15 protein-coding genes and 3 pseudogenes are annotated in these 14,623 nt (G+C 34.1%); 8 read left to right on the top strand and 10 right to left on the bottom strand.

Going from position 1 to position 14,623, the window contains the following annotated elements; translation table 11 throughout:
- Positions 1-30 precede the first annotated feature (30 nt).
- The gene (locus PSR14_RS12945) at positions 31-666 is read right to left on the bottom strand and encodes a TetR/AcrR family transcriptional regulator (RefSeq protein WP_001223577.1); all 636 of its coding nucleotides are present in this window, start codon (positions 664-666) and stop codon (positions 31-33) included.
- Between the two features lie 485 nt (positions 667-1,151).
- On the opposite strand from PSR14_RS12945, the gene PSR14_RS12940 reads away from it, so the two are divergent.
- Positions 1,152-1,364, top strand: a complete 213-nt coding sequence (locus tag PSR14_RS12940) for a hypothetical protein (protein WP_073541683.1) — start codon at positions 1,152-1,154, stop codon at positions 1,362-1,364.
- A gap of 586 nt (positions 1,365-1,950) precedes the next feature.
- The gene (gene exsF, locus PSR14_RS12935) at positions 1,951-2,454 is read left to right on the top strand and encodes an exosporium protein ExsF (protein ID WP_001257912.1); all 504 of its coding nucleotides are present in this window, start codon (positions 1,951-1,953) and stop codon (positions 2,452-2,454) included.
- Between the two features lie 1,173 nt (positions 2,455-3,627).
- Here the strand turns inward: exsF and PSR14_RS12930 are convergent.
- Both PSR14_RS12930 and PSR14_RS12925 read right to left on the bottom strand, forming a co-directional pair.
- The gene (locus PSR14_RS12930; RefSeq protein WP_073541682.1) at positions 3,628-4,992 is read right to left on the bottom strand and encodes a DEAD/DEAH box helicase; all 1,365 of its coding nucleotides are present in this window, start codon (positions 4,990-4,992) and stop codon (positions 3,628-3,630) included.
- A 74-nt stretch (positions 4,993-5,066) separates the two neighbouring features.
- Positions 5,067-5,306 (bottom strand): annotated as a pseudogene (locus PSR14_RS12925) (hypothetical protein); the annotation flags it as partial.
- A 29-nt stretch (positions 5,307-5,335) separates the two neighbouring features.
- Here PSR14_RS12925 and PSR14_RS12920 point away from each other — a divergent pair.
- Positions 5,336-6,127 (top strand): hypothetical protein, encoded by a 792-nt coding sequence (locus tag PSR14_RS12920; RefSeq protein ID WP_025991664.1) that lies wholly within the window; start codon positions 5,336-5,338, stop codon positions 6,125-6,127.
- Positions 6,128-6,170: 43 nt separating this feature from the next.
- Here the strand turns inward: PSR14_RS12920 and PSR14_RS12915 are convergent, their stop codons facing one another.
- Entirely contained in the window at positions 6,171-6,857 is a 687-nt protein-coding gene (locus tag PSR14_RS12915; RefSeq protein ID WP_073541680.1) for an MBL fold metallo-hydrolase, read from the bottom strand.
- A 131-nt stretch (positions 6,858-6,988) separates the two neighbouring features.
- The gene (locus tag PSR14_RS12910) at positions 6,989-7,249 is read right to left on the bottom strand and encodes a hypothetical protein (protein WP_000513513.1); all 261 of its coding nucleotides are present in this window, start codon (positions 7,247-7,249) and stop codon (positions 6,989-6,991) included.
- A gap of 194 nt (positions 7,250-7,443) precedes the next feature.
- On the opposite strand from PSR14_RS12910, the pseudogene PSR14_RS12905 reads away from it, so the two are divergent.
- Both PSR14_RS12905 and PSR14_RS12900 read left to right on the top strand, forming a co-directional pair.
- Positions 7,444-7,626 (top strand): annotated as a pseudogene (locus PSR14_RS12905) (hypothetical protein); the annotation flags it as partial.
- A 218-nt stretch (positions 7,627-7,844) separates the two neighbouring features.
- Positions 7,845-8,174: a YkvA family protein gene (locus PSR14_RS12900; protein ID WP_073541679.1), complete on the top strand. Its 330-nt coding sequence runs from the start codon at positions 7,845-7,847 to the stop codon at positions 8,172-8,174.
- A gap of 244 nt (positions 8,175-8,418) precedes the next feature.
- Here the strand turns inward: PSR14_RS12900 and PSR14_RS12895 are convergent, their stop codons facing one another.
- From PSR14_RS12895 to PSR14_RS12885, 3 genes and pseudogenes are all read right to left on the bottom strand, one after another.
- Positions 8,419-8,739, bottom strand: coding sequence for a hypothetical protein (locus PSR14_RS12895; RefSeq protein WP_232514348.1), 321 nt, complete (start codon positions 8,737-8,739; stop codon positions 8,419-8,421).
- 16 nt (positions 8,740-8,755) lie between these two features.
- Positions 8,756-10,465: pseudogene (gene terL / locus PSR14_RS12890) on the bottom strand (phage terminase large subunit).
- 16 nt (positions 10,466-10,481) lie between these two features.
- Positions 10,482-10,910, bottom strand: a complete 429-nt coding sequence (locus tag PSR14_RS12885; RefSeq protein WP_001086032.1) for a phBC6A51 family helix-turn-helix protein — start codon at positions 10,908-10,910, stop codon at positions 10,482-10,484.
- A 159-nt stretch (positions 10,911-11,069) separates the two neighbouring features.
- Between PSR14_RS12885 and PSR14_RS12880 the strand changes: the two genes are divergently transcribed.
- Positions 11,070-11,711, top strand: coding sequence for a serine protease (locus PSR14_RS12880; protein ID WP_073541677.1), 642 nt, complete (start codon positions 11,070-11,072; stop codon positions 11,709-11,711).
- 1 nt (position 11,712) lies between these two features.
- Positions 11,713-12,162: a hypothetical protein gene (locus PSR14_RS12875; protein ID WP_073541676.1), complete on the top strand. Its 450-nt coding sequence runs from the start codon at positions 11,713-11,715 to the stop codon at positions 12,160-12,162.
- A gap of 136 nt (positions 12,163-12,298) precedes the next feature.
- Here PSR14_RS12875 and PSR14_RS12870 read toward each other — a convergent pair whose 3' ends face one another.
- Together PSR14_RS12870 and PSR14_RS12865 are read right to left on the bottom strand one after the other, a co-directional pair.
- Positions 12,299-12,859 carry a recombinase family protein gene (locus tag PSR14_RS12870; protein ID WP_073541675.1) on the bottom strand — a complete coding sequence of 187 codons (561 nt, stop codon included), beginning with the start codon at positions 12,857-12,859 and terminating at the stop codon, positions 12,299-12,301.
- 228 nt (positions 12,860-13,087) lie between these two features.
- Positions 13,088-13,675, bottom strand: a complete 588-nt coding sequence (locus tag PSR14_RS12865) for a GNAT family N-acetyltransferase (protein WP_000681199.1) — start codon at positions 13,673-13,675, stop codon at positions 13,088-13,090.
- 381 nt (positions 13,676-14,056) lie between these two features.
- Here PSR14_RS12865 and PSR14_RS12860 point away from each other — a divergent pair, with 381 nt between their 5' ends.
- A complete protein-coding gene (locus tag PSR14_RS12860; protein ID WP_000904909.1) occupies positions 14,057-14,611 on the top strand; it encodes a recombinase family protein in 555 nt (184 codons plus the stop codon).
- The last annotated feature ends 12 nt before the right edge of the window (positions 14,612-14,623 follow it).

The following is a 14,623-nucleotide window of genomic DNA, read 5'->3' as shown; positions in this document are numbered from 1 at the left end:
TCGGTCTATAATAAACAAACAGAAAAAATATTATTTCTGTTTCATTAAAACCTCCAGCATATAATTAAACGATCCTTCTTTCGCTCCAACAGATACTTCCATCATTTTAATATAAGCTTTCACTCTCCTCATCATTTCTTCCGGCTTCCATTGGAATAACCCATCATCAAATATAACTTGCGCTGAAGATAGTAATAGTTCAATCGTTTCTTGTGGATATGAAGTCGAAAATATCCCTTCTTCAATTCCTTGTTCTAAAATTTCTGTTAATACAGGAGATAAATGAATAATTGATTGTACTAAACTTTTTTGATGCATTTCTGCATTATTTGGTTGATGAAATTGCTCAATCATTTTATCTTTTACATCCCCTGATTTTGGCGATTGCTCCATTAAAACTCGAAATAACTTTTCTAATACTGGTATATTTGGATTAGAGACGATTACTTTCGCTTTAGCAACATCTTCTTTAATAATCCTCATAATAATCTCATCCATTACTTCTTCTTTCGATTTAAAATAATGATAAAACGTCCCCTTTGCTATCCCTATCTCTTTTAAAATGTCATTTACTGTTGTTTTTGTATAACCTTTCGTAAGAAATAATCGTTCAGCTGTTTCTAAAATTTCTTTTCTACGCTCCTCATATTCCTTTACTATTCGCATTCAAGTTCCCCTTCCCATCAGACCGACTGTCGGTCTATTTAAATTATATGCTTAGTTAGTAAAAAGTTTCCTATTATCGTATATATACAACTCCCTACTTTCTATTTCCTTTATAAATTTTTATTTTTTAACTTCCGTTTAATTTGTTTAAAATGTATCTCATGTTTCTTACCGTCACCTTTCATTTGAGGAAAAGAACGATGCCCCCGCTTGATCCTATTTTTCTTGATTCTTCATCCAAACGCACAATACTTTATAGTTTTTCAGCTCCTTTACCACAAATCTACGCATCTCCTTTTCATCGATGACTTCAAAAAATGACAATTGATTCATACGAAACGGTTTCCCTCTGTTCGATCTATTTACTTATGAATGGATTATTTTGTTAAGTTCCAATATGTAATTTTGCATATTTCATACTTTTAATTTTTGCACATGCGATAATTTATTTATAAAAATATAAATTATTAATAAGGGTGATTTATATGAGCAAGTTCCGAAATAAGATGATTAAATATTTGCAAACATTTTGGGGATGTTTAGCATTTGGTGTATTAATGTTTGCTATCTTCTTAATTATGAATTTAATAGATGCATCTTTAAACACATTAAGCTGGAGAGACTGGCTAGGTTCTGTAGCAGGCACAGCCATTTTATCTGTTGGGATGTTTACTTTAAATAAATTGGATTTAAAATAAATATTCGGTCAATACTGAATGTAGGCTGTATGCCAACATTCATGTAAAGTAGTCTTCTCTGTATCTCCTTGTATTGAGCAGTTAGCTTTTGCTAGCTGCTCTTTTATTTCGTTCCAGTTCTTACCTCTTAAAGAACTCTTTAACTACGTTTTCCCAATAAATACACATATCTATTCCCCTTTACTATAAAATGAAATCTTTATTTTGTTATACGCTTCCATTCGTTCCATATGCATTCTCCCTTTCTCAACTATTAACCGGACAAGCATATATTATTGTATGGAGGAATCCACTCATAAAAATCTACCTTTCTTGTCAAAGAGCATGCTTATATGTATGTTCCTTTTTATTATGTTTCCTTTCATTTCTAAATAGCATTTTCAACTCTATTCATACTATTTTTTCAACTTTAGGTTACAAACTATTTCTGTAAGCGTAGTATCTCCTTTGTACAATAGGCAATTAGTGTTACCCATAACAGTACACTTCTGCACTATTCACTATAAATTTTCATATATTGTATTGTGCTTGTCCAAAACGTGAGGTTGTTACTCACGCAATCTAAATGAAAGAAAGGAGTGAAAATATGCGATCATCTAGTCGTAAGCTCACGAACTTTAATTGTAGAGCACAAGCCCCCAGTACACTACCAGCTCTCGGTTTTGCTTTTAATGCTACTTCACCTCAATTTGCCACACTATTCACGCCACTACTACTACCTAGTACGGGCCCAAATCCAAACATTACTGTCCCTGTAATCAATGATACAATTAGTACAGGAACTGGTATTAGAATTCAAGTAGCTGGTATTTATCAAATCAGTTATACATTAACAATCAGCCTCGATAATGTTCCAGTAGCCCCGGAAGCAGCGCGCTTTTTCTTAACACTAAACTCATCAACTAATATTATTGCAGGATCAGGAACCGCAGTCCGTTCTAATATCATTGGCACTGGTGAAGTAGATGTATCCAGCGGTGTCATTCTAATAAACTTAAACCCTGGTGATTTAATTCAAATTGTACCCGTTGAAGTAATTGGTACAGTAGATATTCGTTCTGCCGCTTTAACAGTTGCACAAATTCGTTAATAAAAACAATATGCTTGGCTAATTAACATTTAATATTCCTTATACACCCCAAAATATATGTTATAGATTTGACACACATTTATATCAAACAAGCATATTTTATTGTATGGTGACTATGTAGTCACACAAATCTAAAGCGTTCATAAGAGCACACTTATATGTGTGCTTTATTTTTTATGAAAATCAAGCTTTAATATAGCTATTTTGTTTTACTTTATACTCATCACTCTTTTGAACATTTACCTTTTTATTGTTATATTTGCTCATTCTTTTTCTACTTTGTTTTACTAATTAGTTGATTAATTTCGCAAACACCATTTATTAAACATTCCATGTTTCTTCACCCCCTGAATATTTTCCAAATAAAAATACATACTATTTTCAAGCCGCCGTGTCCACGGCTAATACTTCTTTCTTTTGTTACAGCAGAAGCAGATAGATTTTTCACTTATCTGCTTTCTCTGTATATTTTTTAGGGAATCGAAAATAATACGAACAAGCTGTTTGAACTAGCAGCTTCACTCTTCTCGCAATGGGGATGCAAATTATCACAATTAGCTAACTCATTGAGCTCACTGGCAGACAACCAAAATCGTTGTCTGCTTTTTGTATGAGATTTTTTGTTTTACATATACTACTTTTGAACCTGCAGACCAATACGAGCCATTTTGGTGCTTGGGATTTCCCTTCCGGGGATAAGTATTTTTTACTTATCCCTTTTTTTGTATAGACACTTATATTTAGGGTAAAACTAATCACAAGCAGATTTTCTGTTTATGCGTAGTTCTAAACAAGATTACTTTTTCTCCTATTAAAGGACAGCAGGTACGACTGCTAGTCCTTTTTCTTATTTCGCATACTATCCCTTCTATTAACTTCACACTACATTAACCAATTGATTTTTTCATAATTCGTATCATCATCAGAGGGGCTAGTACGAATTGCTTTCTCTCGATTTTTTTCGATTAAATATTGTTCATACGTAAGTTGCACTTGTTCTTGAATTACGACATGGTTGTAATACCCTTGTTCTACTGGTTTTGGACTATAAACTTTCCTTTGTAAGTTTTAAATACGGTGAATGAAATTTCCGTTTTTTTCTTGCTATCATCCTTGTTCTATACAAACAAAAAAGAGCCACAATATTTTGCGACTCTTTACAATTATAACTATTTAACGGCCACGTCTTTGCTGACCTTGCTTTGTACTACCTTTTTTATTACTTGGCTTATTAAATGATCGGTTGTTTTCATTTCTTGAACTATTTCTTGCATCACTTCTTGAGCCATTTCTCGAACCACGTCTTGAATCACTTCTTGAACCTTCACGGCTATCTCTTTGACGATACTCGCCTGATTTCTTCGGAGCCGGCCTTGGTACCGGTTTTCCATTTTCATCTACACGTTTTATCTTCGGTTGTTCGATTATTTCTCTTTGTATTGATGCGCCAAGCGTTTTTTCAATTTCTTCTAAATGTTTTTCATCTTTCGCTGCAACAAACGTAATTGCAAGACCTGATCCACCTGCACGTCCTGTTCGGCCAATGCGGTGAATGTAACTCTCTACATCTTCAGGGATATCATAGTTAAATACGTGCGTTACACCATCTACATCAAGTCCACGAGCTGCTACATCCGTTGCGATTAAGTACTGAATTTTAGCTTCGCGGAAACTCTTCATAACTCTTTCACGTTTCGCTTGAGGTATATCACCATGAAGTTCAGCACAATTATAACCTAGTCCTTTTAAATTATCATAAAGCTTACTCGCTCTAACCTTTGTACGACAGAAAATAACTGCTAGAAATGGCTGATCACGGTCCATAACAAAACGAAGTGCATCGGGCTTTGCACGATCTGTCGTCTCAATGACACGCTGCTCAATTGTATTTACCGTTACTTCTTCACTTTGTACTTGAATCATTTGCGGCTCATCCATATAACGCTTCGCCAATTTTTTAATATCTTTTGGCATCGTTGCTGAGAATAACATCGTTTGTTTACTACCAGGTGTCTCATCTAAAATATCTTCAATATCATATAAGAAACCGAAATAAAGCATTTGATCCGCTTCATCTAGTACAATGGTTGTAAGATTACTCAAATCAATTGTTTCACGTCGTATATGATCTAATAATCGTCCTGGTGTCGCAACAACAATATGTGTATTACCTTTTAACTTTCTCAATTGTTGTGCTACATCTTGACCGCCATAAATCGCTAATACATTAATATCTTCTCTTTGCACAAGCATTTTTTTAATTTCAGTTGTAATTTGCAGTGCTAGTTCCCTTGTTGGTGCAACAATTAAAGCCTGAACATCGCTACATTCTGGATCGATTTTTTCTAAAATTGGTAACACAAATGCTAACGTTTTACCCGTTCCTGTTTTCGCCTGCCCAATAATATCTTTACCTGACAGTATAACAGGAATTGCTTCCTCCTGAATTGGTGTTGCTTCTGTTATTCCATTTTCACGTAATGTATGATTAAAAGTTTCACTAATTCCTAATTCTAAAAAGTTTTTCACATTGACCACTTCTTTTCCTTATTTTTCACATTAGCTTTCATTGTACCATTTGTTTCGCCAAATATGAAAAATAAAAAAATTCTTAGTTGGACAAATTCTTTTTGTTTTATCTCAGAATTTATTAATGCTTTCATATTTGCAGAATTCAAAATGAACTTCTTAATTTTTCTATTACTCCAAATTAATTTTGTATACTTTGTATCTTCGTGTAGCTTTCGAAACCACTCAAATTCGCTTAATTTGGCAATATGATGTTTTAATTTCATGTCATTTTGAGGGAAAAATAAAATGATATCTGCTATTACATCAAATAATAAACTCATCTTCTCCCCTCCTGTACATATATATTTCAATGTTACGGAAATATAGTTATAGGGTGATAAAATTGACAACTACATTCATAAGGATCTTTTGCATATTTTACTTACTATATTTTCAATCCACCACAATTATAACGGCAAAATCTCAAACAGATGTAATCAGTGAATTCAAACATGCTTTGCTCAAAAATGATAAAGAATTAATGCAGTCATATGTAACAGAAGGAGTTAAACTACCTACTTTCCAAAAGGAAAAACCTATTCATGAAATTAAAACCGTACTATCTCCAAAAGAAGATACTACAATTCTTATTTCTTATTTCAAAGGCACTAATGATGAATTTACTATCGGTTTCATTTTGGAAATAGTAACAAAGAATAATAAAATATCTCGAATTAATCAAATTTATGATGGAACGAATCCATTTATGAAAGAAGCTACTATCGTAAAAGAATATGAAATGAAGTGTAAGAAACATATACTTACTCCTACAAAATTCCCGTTCGAAATTCACGAATTTCAAGGATACATCTATAACGATTACTTAAACCTCCAATACTACAATGAAGATATTAATGGGATTTTTAAAATCACTGTTTCACCAGTTCAAAACAAATTAAATTTCTATGTACATAGGGGCGCTAAGTTCTATAGCTTAAAAAATAATATAAAAGCATTATACAATCCTCATTTCGATTCAGCATATGAGCTCCTTTTTCAGAAAAATGGTTTTCAATACACAATTGCAATTGGTAACAAACGCTATATACAAGGAAAATATAACATCAAGGATTTAATTCAAATTGCAGAATCTATGAATTAAAAAACGATCTTTTCTATATAAGAAAGATCGGTTTTTTATTATTTTATATATTGAATTCCCCTCCATGATAGCAATAATACTTTACAGCTTTAAGGTCTTTAATCCTCTTTAAAGACTCTTTCGCTTTTTCTATATCTAAACAAAAATTCGGATTAGCTATTACTAATTCACCATTATCTTGAACGGCTGCATCTCCTGTAATTACACTGTGTAAGTCCGGAAAATATAATGAAATATGTCCCGAAGTATGTCCTGGGGTCGCTACTATTTGACATTCACCATTCAAAATCATTTGGCCATCATGTACTTTTTCATCGACGAAAATATGTCTTATATTTTTTAACTGTTGTATAAACCATTTACCAAATTCTTTTTCTTCATTTGGCATACGTTCTAACATTTCTTCTGCTTGAACTAATCTCTCTGATTTTATATCACCATTAATGTAGTTAGATTCAATTTCACTAGCAATAATATTAACTTGAGGATATTTCACTTTAAAATCATATAAAGATCCTATATGATCGTCATCATAATGAGTAATAATTATATTTTTTAAGTTTTTCATCTTGTATCCATGTTTTAAAATTGCCTCTTCAATTAAAGGTAAAAAATTCATATACCCTGTATCTACTAAAGTTAATTCATCGTTTACTATTATTAAACTTGGATAAATACATTGTTTTTGCTCGTTAAATTCGAATTCAATTGGTAGTTCTATTATCTTCATTTTTCTTCCCCCATACCACTTAATAAATGTTTAATAAAAACTAAATCATCTACATACATTTCGTTCAAATTTACGTTTAATGTGTACTTTCTATATAGCAAAGAAAAAAGCATCCGTTATGAATGCTTTCCTTATCTTACCTGTTCAACTACATAAATCAACTTAGGTCTATCCGAAACCTGATATGTATAGTCTTCATTTTTATGCATATATGTTTCTATCCTATTTATCACTTCAAACATTCTGTCTGAATTCGCACTGAAACGAGATACTGAATCACATAAAACTATTGAACCTTTCTTGTAAAAATTAATAATTTCATAAATATCTCGTTCTAAACAAACTTCCCCTACTTGCAAATCCTCTTTCGCTTCATAGTTATAAATTCCCATTCCCATCTTCCCCTCAAATTGTATTTTTTTCTTACAATATCCCCTTGTTACATAAATAATACCACGATAAAATTCTAAAACTCAAACTCATCGGCTTCATCTGAGAAAATAAAAAGCCATCACCGAAGTGACTACTTTCAAGAAGATGGGAGAAAAGAGAGGAAAAAATAATTCAAAACAAAGTAACACCTGAAATGCTAGATGAAGTGGCTAATCGTGCAATTAATTCCAGAATCACATTAGAAACTTATGAATCACGAGCAAGTAAAGGGGCTATTCAAGAATTGCAAAAGTACTCATCAATAGATGTATCATTAGATTATTTAGAAGTAATTCAACATTGTACGAATGCAGAGATTAATGTGAAAAATGAACTTTAATACGTATTACCACTAAACGTTATCTGCGTAGTACCTTTACTTGGAACAAACATATACACTGTGAGTCGTTACATAACCAACATTCTATTATTTTGAACAGGTAATTCCCTATTTTTATGGAAATATACATTAAGAAAAACTATAAAATTGATTAGTCTCTCACTTCTTTGTCTATCCTTTTAAAAAATCTATTTTTTTGTAAAAGGAGTGTTTATATGGAGAAACAGAAACTTTGGAAAAAATTCAAGGAAAGCTCAGCAGATCTCGGTAAATCTAGCGTATATGAAAGTATTATTTTATATTACACAATGAGAAAAAAAGGGTTACCTACTAAAGCGAAATTCATCATATTAGCCGCTCTATCCTATTACGTATTAACAATCGACTTTATTCCAGATATAGCTGCTATTATTGGGATTGGATTATTAGATGATGTTTTAGCAATTGCTATAGCGCATAAATATGTTATGCGCCATGCCGATGCTAAAATTAGAGAAAAGAGTAAATTGAAGATGGAGTCATTATTTACTTCAGCACAAGCATAATTAAACTATCTAGTCATTTACCTGGCTTTTTACTTTCCAAAAAGCTAACTTTAATTATTGATAGTTCTATTTTACCTTCACCATGAGAGCATTACAGAATAAACTCTTAATTTCTCTTAGCTCTCAAACCGTAAACAAATAGGGTGACAGTACTTGTTCCTAAGTTCTGACACCCCATTATTTATTCTTATATCTATCTGTTATGCAGTTGATTCCAGTAGAAGAATAAAAACAATTTTCAATTTTAATAGTGCAGATAGTTTATACAGTTGTATGCGTCCCTTGTATAAAACGCTACTATATCTGTAGCGCATAAATATGTGATGCGCCATGCTGCAATCATGTTCACGATTTTTTGAGGATAATCAAGTTGTATTTTTGTAGGTTCATAATCTAGATTGTCAGTCTTTTTGTAATTAGAGCAAACATTTAAGTCACCGTTATACCGCTCATACAAACGAATCTCAACCACCATTCGTGTCCACTCAGAATCACCAAGCGCGGTACGAACTGGCATTACACTTTCCAATGGATTCAGCAAATTATGATCTCCTTGTACTCTCATTCAAGCCACTCCTTTCTCAATATCTTAAGTTACCTGTAGTTCCTTCTTTACGTCTCGCATACGCAATAGAAAAAGCCATTTGAACCGCATCCGGACCATCATCATGCGGATACATCGGATACATTACAAATTGCTCCAATAAAGCACGTAAATGTTTCATAAATCGTACTTTCCCGCTTTGTATATCAGGCAATAACGACTCAATACGTAACGCTTTTCGTGTACGCTGCTTAATTTATTTTAATCGAGTCGATGAAGAATACCCTTTCTTTTGCAACACTTCAGCAACCTTCTCAGCAAACCACTCCTGCGCTTGTTGCGCCTCTACTGCAATCGATTCATATTGATATTCCAGCGTGTATTCTACAGCCTTTTCTAACAATATATTTGGATGAACACGCTCCATAAAAATATCGATAACGTAGCATGTACCTGTTTCCACGTTTTTCGCAAGTGTAACTACTACACTGTAGTCACCTTTTTCTTTCCCCATTGCGAAATCGACAGCACCGTAATATAAAAGGTTTTTATCTTTCAAATCTTGTTCAGTACAGTACGTGAAATATTTAGGTTTAAATATCTGTCTTTCCTCGTCAGTCGGGTTACATAAATACTCCTGGTTAAATGCTTTTGTTCCGTCATCTTCCCTGATTTTCATCAAATCAATGTAAGGGAAATGTGATGGCCATAACGTTTTTGTTCCCCGAAGCATTTCTTCTTTGTATTGTTCGTAAAATTCACGAGCTTTATCAGAAGCGCCCTCTTCATCTACCTGACGAATCTCACGCCATTCTTGCCATAAGTCTTCGCGCTCTGACCATTTCAGAATTGCTGGGAATGATCTCGATACGAAATCACGACGGTTTTTAATCACATGATGCAATAAACTGTCGTAACAAACGATGGTACCCATATAAATACAGGCACCTTCTTGACGACTTAAACCTGGAAGCAATTCTTCCTTGAACCAACGCTTATTTTTCGCGATTAAATCAACTGTCGCGGTATTTTCTTTACTCTCCAAATCATCCAAAATGTAAAGCTGAACTCTTTTTGATCCGTGGCGTAATCCACGTACCTGTGTCCCGATACCTTTTGCTTCGACTTTCGTATTTGTTAAAGTCACAAATTCTTTGTCGTTATCTACTTCATTTCGGCTTTTTTGCTCATGAAGTAAGATTCCGAAATCCTCGCGTAATTTTTCGTTATATTTTAACTGATCACGTGCCCAGGATATAAAGTCACCGGCTACATCGGAGGTCTCGGATATCAAAACAATGTACTGCTTTAATCGATACACGACTTGATGACACAAATAACCGTTACTCAGATAAGCGGTTTTTGTATGACCACGCCATACACTCCATGCTACTTTTTTCTTTTTCTCCCTACCTGTTGTGATGTCATCTAATAACTCACATAACGTTTGGTGAAACTCTGCAGCATCATCCATCGTTACTCCGGCAGGGATTAAGTTATCTGGATTCCCTGGATTCCCTTCTTCAGAGAAATACTCATACATGAAGTACAGCATGTCATGTTCTCCACGGTGCACCCTTTTTAACTTTTCTAACTCATCGATTTCAGCAAGTAGTGTATCCATGGAATATTCTGTAGCCTCACCAGTTTCGTACAACTCTTGTAATTTCTTCGCTCTTTCTGCTACAAGAGTGATACGTTCCTGACGTTCTTGACGGGCTAACCATTTACCGTCTATATATGCCATGTAGCCCGCCCTCCTTTTACTCGCCTGTCAATTTTTTTAATTTCTGAAGCTGCTCTTCAATTTCCGCATTTGTACGGGTCGCATTTCCTAGATCACCCTCGATTACTTTCTTATCAGTCAGTAAACCGAATCGCTGCATATACAATTGCATAGCTTTTACACTCGGTTGTGGCCCTAAAATTAACTGCATTAACTTGCTGTACACCTGCTCGCGCTTCTCTGCTAGAAAACTATCGGCCACTTCACTCTTGAATGCGATGAAGTCCTGGTTCTTAGTTCGCCACTCCCAAAGCGTTGTCCGATTTATACCTAGCTCGTTGGCCATTTCGTCCTGAGTCCTTTTTTCTTCGTTGTTCGATTCCATCAACTCGTTTTCTACAAGTAAGTACGCTGCTTGAATTTGTTTAGCCGTGAGTTTCTGCTTTAATTCGTCTAACTTAGCCATTCTTTCGCTCCCCTTTCTTCGTGAAATAGAAAAAGGCAACCGATTTTGTATCGATTGCCTTGAAATTCGTATAATTAAATATTTAAAGCTTTAAAATTGCAATATCTTTATGGTAAAATTTACTTATATTTTTAATATTTTAAGAGGTGAGTCAATTATATGCAACATACTATTTTCTCTATAGGCAGACTTATAAATGGTCAATATCTGGCTGCAGGTACCTGCACTCTGATAAATAGAAAAAACACACTAGTAACAGCAGCGCATGTAGTTAACGGTAATGATACAAATCTTGTAATCAAGCTTAATGATAATTTTGTTAATGGTTATCAAGACACAACCCTTGTCAGATCAGAATTTTATCCTGTTAATATTGAAAAAATAGATCCATTAAGAGATGTTTGTATCCTCTCTTTGAAAGGCAACGTCGACGTTCGATCAAATCTTAACATCGGAAATTCTGATAATGTAAATCCAGGTGAAGAAGTTACTATCTTTGGCTTCCCACACTCAGATTTAGGTAGAATAGTATTGACTCAGCAGTCATGCGCAATCGGTGCAAAAATTCTTCTAAGTTCGAAAACAATTAAATCTAAACATTTGGTACTTAATATCCAAGCAAGACCAGGACAATCTGGAGGACCCATTATCCGAAAGTCAGATAATACGATAATTGCGCTACTAATAGGTGCTTATGTCCCTACCATTGAAGCAGGTATCACAATTGGAGGGATTGACCCTCAAACTCTACATCAGACAACCCATGCAGTTTCAACTGAATACATAGAAAGGATGTTATAAAATGACTACTTTAAACTCATTTTTGGAAACACAAGAGCCTTCAGACTGGCTTGATTCACTACCTAATTACCAAAAAGACATTGTAGCTGAACTATTAACTACGAACTCTCATGAAGATGCCGCAAAAACTTGGCTTGAAGCATCTACCGGCAATACTTCTCCTTTTAGCGGGGAACAGAAGTCAGAAAAGAAATATTTCATTCAACTGAAAAAAGAAGTATATAAATTGCTTTGCGGCGATCCTAAATACGCTACTGAGCGCGATGAATTTACTCAATTAATTCAATCGCCTGATAATAAAACGTTATTAGTCTCATCAATTTCAGGATTAATTGGTTCACAGATTGGTTTAGCAGCATCCTTTGTAGCTCCAGTTATTGTAATAATTTTAATGACATTAGCAAAAACTTCATTAAACGCTTGGTGCGAAGTACAAGTTCCTACACCTTAATAATAATATTTGTTCTAATTAATCTCCCCTGGGTTTAAAATTTCCGGCGGTACGTTTCGAGCATCTGCCAGCGCCTTATCAGATTTGACCTCCCCCGGGGGATTGCATTTTTTCTCCCAAATAGAAAAAGCCGGAATTATTTTTCCGACTCTTTTTTCCTTTTTGCTCGTATTAATGTACTTTTACTAATTCCAGTCATTTCTTCTACTTGTGTATATGAATGCTTATCTAATAAGCCTAGTGCGTGTTCAATTTGCTTCTTGCTATATTTATTCGGTCTACCTTCTCTGAAGTCTGCACGTTGTTTAGCGATAGCTTTACCTTCTTGTGTTCGTTCAACAATCATGTCACGTTCAAACTCAGCGAACGCGCTCATAACATTAAAGACCAGTCTCCCTGTAGGTGTATCCTCTATCAGCCCCATGTTTAGTACATGAACCTTCACACCTTTTTCAAACAGTTCTCTCACAGTCTGTATCGCATCAACAGTTGAACGAGCAAAGCGATCCAGCTTAGTAACTACCAACGTATCACCTGATTCTAGTATCGATAGCAATTCCTTAAACTTAGGCCGATCAGCTTTAGTACCAGTAAACTTCTCTGAATAAATTGTATCACAACTTTCCTTCTCCAACGTTTGAATCTGTGCTTCTAAGTCCTGGTGAACTGTACTTACCCTTGCGTATCCGTATTTCATTCGTATCAGCTCCATTTCGGCGCTAACTAATGAACCTAAGTTATGACACCGTTTGATACCTTGATACTATCACACTGTGTCAATTTAGGAGTTATTTTGCACCTATTTTAAGCGCTATTTTGCACTATGAGTAAATATAAAAAGCCCAATTTCTCATTAAAATTGAGCAATTAGGCTTTTTTCGTTGCTCCATTAAAGCGCCCTTTTCTGGAACAACAACATTTTCATTTAATGCTTTTTCATCCACTCTGATTTATTCAATATATAGTGATTATATAATTCATTTTCTATCGTTTGTTGACTCAGATAAGTAAATCCGCATTTTTCAATAACTTTATTTGATGAAACGTTGTTAATTAAAGCTACTGCGTTAATGACATCTAAATTTGTATTTGTAAACAAATAGTTAATCAATCCTTTAGACGCTTTAGTAGCGTATCCTTTCTTTTGAAATTCACTTGAAATGGCATACATAATTTCTCTATTCGGTGAAGGTAGCTCATCTTTAATGCCTGTACAGCACCAACCAATAAATTCATCTGTTTCCTTAATAAATACCCCTAGTTTTAAAAAATGACCATCTATGTTTGATGTATTTACAGCGGCATCAAGAAAGGCTTTATTTGCTGGTATTTCATAATTGGTAACCCAATCTACCCTTTGTTCTTTTGTTGATTTCCAGTCTGGCAAGAACTTAAATATTTCGGGTTGATTTGAAATTCTGTATATACTATCTGCATCTTTAATGGAAAACTCTTGGATATATATATATCCGCAATCTATTCTAAATAATCTTTCTGATGTTTTATGCTTCATAACTCTACCCCTTATAAGTCATATTTTCATTACTTCTTTTAGTGAGCAATCTTATTCCATTTAAACTCCCTTTTCCTTAATGATAATTATCTCAAAATTTAATTATTTATACAATCACTTATTCCAGAATATGGACCGATTGCGGAACAAAATTAAAAAAGCGCTTTTTATCAAAAAAGCAGCCTGCCAATATTTCTTAAACCCAATATTTGTTCCAAAACTCGTCCTTTTCTGAACACGCTTCTTTTTGATTTAAAAGAAGCGTGTTTTATTGTCTTATATGTAATAAAACTCTGTTCATTATTCTATGTTCAATAACCAATGTGTTTCTATCTTATGTTACAATGGTAATAGAGTAAAAATTAGAAAGAGTGATAATTGGTGTTAATTGGATATGCACGTGTATCTACAGGATTACAAAATTTAGATTTACAAACAGATGCACTAACTCAATATGGTTGTAAGAAGATTTTTCACGATAAAATGAGTGGAACAAAAAAACAACGTCCTGGTTTAGAGGAAGCAATTCATTATGCACGTGAAGGCGATACAATTGTAGTTTGGCGATTGGATCGTCTAGGACGCAACATGCAAGATTTGATCCAAATTGTGAATAACTTAAATAAACGTGGTATTGGTTTTCATAGTCTTCAAGAAAACCTAACAATGGATAAAAGTAATGCAACAGGACAATTGATGTTTCACTTATTCGCAGCTTTTGCTGAATTTGAACGTAATTTAATAGAAGAAAGATCGGCTGCCGGTCGAGCGGCAGCTAGAGCAAGAGGAAGGCTCGGTGGCAGACCAGAAAAGTTTGGATTGAAAGACATAGAAATGATGAAATCCCTAATTGAAAGTGGTACACCTATCAAAGATGTCGCAGAAAAATGGGGTGTATCTCGTACTACAATTTATCGCTATTTAGAAAGACAATAAATCGGAAAGGTG

The organism is Bacillus sp. A01H (genome assembly GCF_045277205.1).
Lineage (GTDB): Bacteria > Bacillota > Bacilli > Bacillales > Bacillaceae_G > Bacillus_A > Bacillus_A paranthracis.
Note: the sequence above shows the minus strand (reverse complement) of the source record. Positions and strands in the feature narration are given on the sequence as shown.